This window comes from Mesotoga sp. Brook.08.105.5.1, assembly GCF_002752635.1.
In the GTDB taxonomy this organism is placed as follows: domain Bacteria; phylum Thermotogota; class Thermotogae; order Petrotogales; family Kosmotogaceae; genus Mesotoga.
This window is the reverse complement of sequence record NZ_AYTW01000044.1, coordinates 1-6471: the sequence shown is the minus strand read 5'-3', so window position 1 is coordinate 6471 and position 6471 is coordinate 1. Positions and strand designations below refer to the sequence as shown.

Genomic DNA, 6471 nt, shown 5'->3' with positions numbered 1-6471 from the left:
TAAAGACCTGTTACGAACGAATCTACCGCAACTTCTTTCCTTTCGAGCCCTTCCAGATCTGTGAAGAGTTTAGTTATCTTCTGGACTATTTCATGAAGAGGTATCCATTTGGCTCTTCGACACAAGGTCTGGAATGATGGTATCGTCTTCAGCCCTAGGTACTCGATATACTTGCCATTCCCTTCAAGAAACCTCTTTGCTCTTCGATACGATTTCTTTGCAAGTGTCAGCAGTACCAGCAACTTCAATATCGTTGTTTCATCGTACTCTTTGTTTCTTCTACTTACTTTCTTTACAGTTCCCTTAACCATGAACTTGTACAGGTTATCCAGTACCTTAAATGCTTCCCTTTTTCTCCATCCCTTGTGATAACATCTGTTTAGGCCTCTTTTCCGGTTCTTAGTCAATTCAATGGTACCACTATTGAATCTTTTGGAGACCCTCTTTTCGAGACACACTAAGGGTATACAGAAATACCGTATCCATAAGCGCTATAAGAAGCGGAACGAATCAAGCTCTCAAAAGAACCATTGGAGTAATAGCAATTCGATTTATATTTGATTCTAACACTTGAAGGTTATTTCGAGATCAAATCAGCATCAGTCAAAATGACGAACGGCCTGAAACTTAATCTCGAAGAGAGTTGAACAGAGAAGAAACTTCTAGGATTGTTCGAATTTCAGAAGCAATCAGGTCTTTCAAAAAGACTACCGATAACTCTCGAACCCTCGTTCAAAAAGGAGACTTTCGATATCCTCACTTCTTGGAATTGACCTCTGGGCTCCCCTTTTGGTAACAGATAAAGCCGCGGCTGCACAGGCGTACTTGAGAGAAAAGTGAAGATCCAGTCCTCTGTCAAGCGAGCAGGCGAAGGCGCCATTGAAGACATCACCAGCTGCGGTTGAATCAACAGCTTTTACTCTGAAAGTCGGAACAACTAGACTTCTAGACCTTCCTGTGAAGAGAACTCCTTTTTCCCCTCTCTTTAGCAGAACATTCTCACATCCCATTTCAAGAAGCTTCACGGCGGCTTCTTCAATACAGAGCGACGGTCCCGTAAGCTCAGCCATCTCCGTTTCGTTCGGGGTAATAATATCTACGTATTGTAGAATCGATTTATCTATATTACTTGACGGCGCAGGATCGAAGATAACGGTCTTTCCGGCTTTGTAGAAGAGCTTTGCTGCGTATAGAGACGATTTGAAGGGGATTTCATTTTGTAGCAGAAGAATGTCAGCCTTTAGCAAACTCTCTCTTGAATCGTCGATAATCTCTGGAGACAGTCGAGAGTTTGCACCCGGGTATACTATTATCCTGTTTTCTCCTGATCTTGCAACCTCTATCAATGCAACTCCGTTTGGAGAATCTACAAGTCTTATTCCGTGTCCAAGATCAATAGCTTCAAGCTCTCTCTTCATCATCTGGGCATTTCCATCGTTTCCCAGGCAAGTCAGGAAGAATACGTCCCCACCAAGCGATTTGGCCGTTACTGCCTGATTTGCGCCCTTGCCTCCTGGATAGTAGGAAAGTTCCAAACCTTTCTGAGTCTGGCCGGGCATAGTGAATTTGTCTACGTTTATTACCATGTCGACGTTACTGCTTCCAATAACTGCTATCATAAAGGCCTCCATAAAAAAGCCGGAGGGAGATCACGCCCCCCGGCCTTTTAATCCAAATTACTTCAGCGTTACCAACTGGAGATCTACGGGGATATAAATCGTACCGATAGTCAGATACTCGAACGCTTTGACAACGGCAAGTTGGCCCATAACAAATGGTTGCTGAGCAACAGTAGCAGCCATTTCGCCTGCATTTACGGCCGCAACGGCATCATCAATGGCATCGAAACCTACGACTTTGATCTTGTCTAGAAGACCGGCGGCTTTTATGGCTTCGATTGCTCCAAGAGCCATCTCGTCATTGTGAGCAAACACAGCGTCTATATTTGGATTCGCCTGAAGGATGTTCTCTATTACTACAAGTCCTTCGGCTCTGTTGAAGTTTGCAACCTGTTTTGCAACTATCTTGATGCCCGGGTATTTTGAAATAGCTGCACCAAAGCCCTGACCACGGTCTCGCGCAGCCGATGTTCCAACGATTCCTTCAAGTTCAACTACGTTCCCCTTTCCATTGAGTAGCATTGCAACGTACTCACCGGCCATCATGCCGCCCGCAACATTATCCGAAGCAATATGCGCAACTACTTTTCCGCCATTAGCTCCTCTGTCAACCGTTATTACAGGAATCCCAGCCTTGTTAGCTTCCTCTACTGCAGTGACGATAGCATCGCTGTCAGTAGGGTTAATGATTATTAGATTCAGTTTCTGTTGCACAAAGTCTTCGATATCGCTTAGCTGCTTTGCAGGGTTATCGCGACCATCGGCTACGATAACTTCTATTCCTAGACCGGCCGCTGCTTCAAGAGCTCCGTCTCTAAGTGTTACAAAGAACGGATTGTTGAGAGTGGATAGAGAGAGTCCAATTCTGTACGTTGCTCCAAAGAGAAATGCTGACGCTACTACCAGAACAAAGGTAATTACAAGTAGTTTCTTCATTTCAGTACCTCCTTATCAAAAATAGGCCTTGAAGGCCTTTAATAAGATCGCTCAATCGTTGTTACTTTCGGCCATAACTGCCAGGAGTATTACGGCTCCCTTTACTGCCTGCTGGTAGAATGGTGAGATATTTACTAGATTCATACCGTTGTTTATTATTCCAAGAACCATGATGCCAAAAACCGTTCCGACTATCGACCCCTTTCCACCGGAGAGACTCGTTCCTCCCAGAACGACTGCGGCAATGGCGTCCAACTCATAACCCTCTCCAAATATGGGCTGGGCGCTATTTAGTCTTGCTGTCAAAATAAGCGCACTCAGTGCAGAAAGAAGCCCACTTATAATGTAAATAACAATCTTATATCTATCTACTTTCACACCACTTAACTTTGTCGCCTGCTCATTTCCACCTATTGAGTAAGTGTATAGACCCAGCTTCGTATTGAAGAGAAGGTACCAGGCAAGAGCAAATACTCCAAGCATTATTAACACAGGCACAGGAATTCCGAAGATCTCTCCGCGCCCGATTTCCCTGAAACCTGCCGGAAAACCTGTTACAGGCCTTCCCTGAGTGAAAGCCTGAGTGAGACTTCTGGCAATTGCCATAGTGGCAAGAGTTACTATGAAGGGCTGAAGTTTCATTTTGGCAATGATTACACCATTGAATGCACCCATAAGAGCACCTATTCCGAGCGCAGCCAGAATTCCAAGCAGAGGAGAAGTGTTCTTAATAACACTTGCCCCGACTACTGCTGAGAAAGCGAATATCGAACCTACTGAAAGGTCTATCCCTCCAGAGATTATTACAAAGGTCATCCCAAATGCAATTATTCCGTTTATAGAGACCTGTCTGAGAACGTTCATGAAATTCGAAACGGTAAAGAATCTATCGCTTAGAAAGCTGAACACAAGAACAATTCCAACAAAACCGACAACGATCGGAAACCTTCTCAAAAGGCTGAGGGTTTTCTTCATCTTTGCCCTCCCATTGCCGCAGAAATGATGTTCTGCTGATTAATATCCTTCCTTTCGAATATGGCTGCCTGTCGACCCCGGTGCATTACGAGCACTCTGTCGCTCATACTGGTTACTTCTGGCAGCTCAGAAGATATCATGATGATTCCCTTACCCTGATTCGCCAGTTCATTCATCAAGCGGTAAACCTCAACCTTTGCTCCAACGTCGATTCCCCTGGTTGGTTCAACGAAGATTACGAGTTCAGGAGATTTAATGAGTCCCTTTGCCAGAACTACCTTCTGTTGATTCCCTCCAGAAAGGTTATTAATCCTCTGATCTGGAGAAGGTGTCTTTATAGTCAGTCTCTTTATCATCGCTTCAGCAAGTCTCTTACTCGCTCTCCAGCTAATGCTACCTAGCTTACTTACAAGTTCCGTATTTGGCAGCACAACGTTTTTTGTTATACTCAAAGGCATTACTAATCCCTGTGTCTTGCGATCTTCGGGTATGAGAATAACTCCTCTTGCCAGTGCTCTGTCCGGCCTTATGGGAATAGGATATGGTCTTTTGGATAACTCGGCCCTGTTTGCACTAGCCTTTAAGCCACCGTATATGGCAAGGGCAACTGCTCCCTTACCTGAACCCACAAGCCCCGCTATTCCGAAGATTTCGCCTCTTTTCACTTCGAAAGAGACATTTTCGAAATGTCCAGATACCGAAAGCCCATCAACCATGAAAACGGGTTCTTCGGTCACAAGATTCTCTTTTGGGAACATATCGTCGATTCTTCTTCCTACCATATCCTTTATCAAACGATCGCCAGTATAGCTTTCCGTAGGACCGGAAGATATGAACGATCCATCTCTCAATATCGTAACCCTGTCGGCTATTTCGAAAACCTCTTCAAGTCTGTGAGAAATAAAGACTATCGAAACGCCCTTCTCTCTGAGCTCTCTCATAAGTCTGAAAAGTATCGCCGTTTCATGCTCTGTTATTGTTGCAGTAGGTTCATCCATAACGATTATCTTTGCATCGGAAGCCAAGGCTCTGGCGATCTCGACAAGCTGTTTTTCGGAAACATTGAGTTTCTTAACTGTCGTGCCCGCAGGCACTGGAAAGTTGAGTGATCTCAGAAGATCCTCGGCCCTTCTTCTGAGTTTCCTGCGATTAAGATTCCACCAGGAGCTACTCTCTCTTCCCAGATATATGTTCTCTGCAACAGTTAGATCCTCGCTGAGATTCAACTCCTGATAGATTACTGCTATTCCATGCGCTATGGCATCTGAAGGACTCTCAAAGCGAACTTCATTGCCCTCGAGAATTATCTTCCCTTCATTCTGTCTGTAAACACCACTCAGAATCTTCATGAGAGTTGATTTGCCGGCACCGTTTTCGCCTATCAGAGCAAGAATCTCTCCTCTCTTCAGATCGAAACTGACGCTATCCAGCGCCTTTACACCGGGAAAGCTCTTGGAGATACCCTCCATCTTGAGAATGAACTCATCCATTGCTACTCTCCCTGATTTGAAGCGAGGTCTTCAGAAGGACCTTGCTGCTAGTCTTTTGACCGCTGATCTTTCTCAGAAGCATCTCACCGGCCGCCTTACCCATAGCGTATCCATCCTGCCGAACGGTTGTCAACCTTGGGTTGGTCATCCTTGAGAAGAGTATGTCATCAAATCCAGTAACCGAAACGGTTTTAGGCACATCATATTTCATTTCAGCCAACTCCATCATCGCTCCGAATGCTATCATATCGTTGCCGCATACTATGGCATTGGGTATTCTCTTGAGTCTTCTCAACATCTCTCTACCACTCTCAAAGGTATAGTCTCCAAAATGTATCTCGCAATCACTATTTTCTTCTGAGATAGCATCTTCAAATGCCCTCAACCTCTCTCTGGAGGAGAAGGTATTTACGGGACCACTTAAAAAAGCGAAGCTTTTGTTACCAGCTCTGATAAGATAATCCATCATCTTTCTCATTCCGTCGTAATTGTCTGAAAAGACATAAGAGACCCCTTCCCAATCTTGATAGTTATCGATAATCACGATCGGTAGGTGAGATGAAATGGCCTTAATAGACTCGGGAAGCTCTCCAAGGAGTATTGCGCCAATTCCCTCGATATTCCTTGAATACAGTGCCTTTAGAAGTTCTTCCTCCTTTAGAGGATCACCTGATGAACTGACAAGAAAAATGAAATACCCCTTCACGCGCAGATAATCTTCGGCTCCCTTTACTATTTGGGAGAAGAAGGGATTCACAATATCGGGGATAAGGAAGCCTATCATGCCGCTACTACCGATCCTGAGACTTCTGGCAAGTCTGTTGGGGACATAACCAAGCTCCTGAGAGGCCCTATTGACTTTCTCTTCAAGCTCAGGGCTTACATAAAGACTTTTGTTGAGAACTCTGGAGACTGTGGCCGTCGAAACTCCCGCCTTCTCCGCTACTTCACGTATGCTTATCTTACTCTTCATTTATACCTTAAATCCTCCTGTAAACGTTTGCGTAAACGATTACACAGTAATATAAACACACTCGTATTGTAATAGCCAAGTCTATTCACACATTATCATGAACGTTCAGCTGAGACATGAGGTGATTATTGATTAGTTACTCTTCTATGCTTCTTCATTCTAGTTCATGTATCGTCGCGAGTTAAAAACAAAAGTGGGTATAATAAGTCGCAGCACAGCAAAGTGGCCTCCTGGTCTTTATACTTCCCTCTCTTCCTTCTTCTCTGTGCTGTAGAGCCTTTACATGACCGCTTACGAACGAATCTACCGCAACTTCTTTCCTTTCGAGCCCTTCCAGATCTGTGAAGAGTTTAGTTATCTTCTGGACTATTTCATGAAGAGGTATCCATTTGGCTCTTCGACACAAGGTCTGGAATGATGGTATCGTCTTCAGCCCTAGGTACTCGATATACTTGCCATTCCCTTCAAGAAACCTCTT

At 44.5% G+C, this 6471-nt stretch carries 6 protein-coding genes and 1 pseudogene; all 7 read right to left on the bottom strand.

The genetic code is table 11. The features are described 5' to 3' along the window. Nucleotides 1–407, bottom strand: a 407-nt coding sequence (locus V512_RS12565; RefSeq protein WP_099830803.1) for a hypothetical protein, incomplete at its 3' end; no start/stop codon positions are given. 300 nt (nucleotides 408–707) lie between these two features. Continuing rightward, nucleotides 708–1619 carry a ribokinase gene (rbsK, locus tag V512_RS12560; RefSeq protein WP_099830802.1) on the bottom strand — a complete coding sequence of 304 codons (912 nt, stop codon included), beginning with the start codon at nucleotides 1617–1619 and terminating at the stop codon, nucleotides 708–710. Nucleotides 1620–1676: 57 nt separating this feature from the next. Continuing rightward, nucleotides 1677–2555 carry a D-ribose ABC transporter substrate-binding protein gene (locus V512_RS12555; RefSeq protein ID WP_099830801.1) on the bottom strand — a complete coding sequence of 293 codons (879 nt, stop codon included), beginning with the start codon at nucleotides 2553–2555 and terminating at the stop codon, nucleotides 1677–1679. 51 nt (nucleotides 2556–2606) lie between these two features. Continuing rightward, nucleotides 2607–3530: a ribose ABC transporter permease gene (locus tag V512_RS12550; protein WP_099830800.1), complete on the bottom strand. Its 924-nt coding sequence runs from the start codon at nucleotides 3528–3530 to the stop codon at nucleotides 2607–2609. Continuing rightward, nucleotides 3527–5020 (bottom strand): sugar ABC transporter ATP-binding protein, encoded by a 1494-nt coding sequence (locus V512_RS12545; RefSeq protein ID WP_099830799.1) that lies wholly within the window; start codon nucleotides 5018–5020, stop codon nucleotides 3527–3529. Before V512_RS12545 ends, V512_RS12550 begins: the two co-directional genes overlap by 4 nt. Next, complete coding sequence (locus tag V512_RS12540) at nucleotides 5013–5993, bottom strand: LacI family DNA-binding transcriptional regulator (protein ID WP_099830798.1); 981 nt, start codon at nucleotides 5991–5993, stop codon at nucleotides 5013–5015. Before V512_RS12540 ends, V512_RS12545 begins: the two co-directional genes overlap by 8 nt. 181 nt (nucleotides 5994–6174) lie before the next feature. Then, nucleotides 6175–6471 (bottom strand): annotated as a pseudogene (locus V512_RS14775) (hypothetical protein); the annotation flags it as partial.

Bases quoted from the DNA above. Each gene is read 5' to 3' on its own strand.
- rbsK (WP_099830802.1), bottom strand. From the start codon at position 1,619: ATGATAGCAGTTATTGGAAGCAGTAACGTCGACATGGTAATAAACGTA.
- V512_RS12555 (WP_099830801.1), bottom strand. From the start codon at position 2,555: ATGAAGAAACTACTTGTAATTACCTTTGTTCTGGTAGTAGCGTCAGCA.
- V512_RS12550 (WP_099830800.1), bottom strand. From the start codon at position 3,530: ATGAAGAAAACCCTCAGCCTTTTGAGAAGGTTTCCGATCGTTGTCGGT.
- V512_RS12545 (WP_099830799.1), bottom strand. From the start codon at position 5,020: ATGGATGAGTTCATTCTCAAGATGGAGGGTATCTCCAAGAGCTTTCCC.
- V512_RS12540 (WP_099830798.1), bottom strand. From the start codon at position 5,993: ATGAAGAGTAAGATAAGCATACGTGAAGTAGCGGAGAAGGCGGGAGTT.